The sequence below is a fragment of the Vibrio sinensis genome, assembly GCF_003605645.1.
Classification (GTDB): Bacteria; Pseudomonadota; Gammaproteobacteria; order Enterobacterales; family Vibrionaceae; genus Vibrio; species Vibrio sinensis.
Genome location: NZ_QVMU01000215.1, coordinates 1 through 351, shown reverse-complemented (window position 1 = coordinate 351; position 351 = coordinate 1). Strand labels below are relative to the sequence as shown.

The following is a 351-nucleotide window of genomic DNA, read 5'->3' as shown; positions in this document are numbered from 1 at the left end:
GGCATTCGACTCTGTTGATCGTGAGGTTCTATGGCAGTGTTTGTCACTGAAAGGAGTACCAAAGAAGTACATTAACCTTGTAAAGGCTTTCTACTCGAACACAACTGGTCGAGTGAGAGCTTATGGCGAACTGTCATCAGAATTGATTACCTCAAGTGGTGTTCGTCAGGGCTGTCCACTCTCTCCATTCTTGTTCAACTTTGTCATTGACGTACTTTTAGAGATAACACTCTCCTCATCTAAATTTCCAGGGGTTGAACTTCTACCGGGAGGTTCACTTGTTGACTTAGAATATGCTGATGACATAGTTTTATTTGGTGAAGACGCTGGCAAAATGCAGAGTCTTCTGAC

At 43.0% G+C, this 351-nt stretch carries 1 protein-coding gene; it reads left to right on the top strand.

The genetic code is table 11. The annotated features are described in order from the left end of the window. Positions 1 to 351, top strand: a 351-nt coding sequence (locus DZ860_RS25500; RefSeq protein ID WP_133305474.1) for a reverse transcriptase domain-containing protein, incomplete at both ends; no start/stop codon positions are given.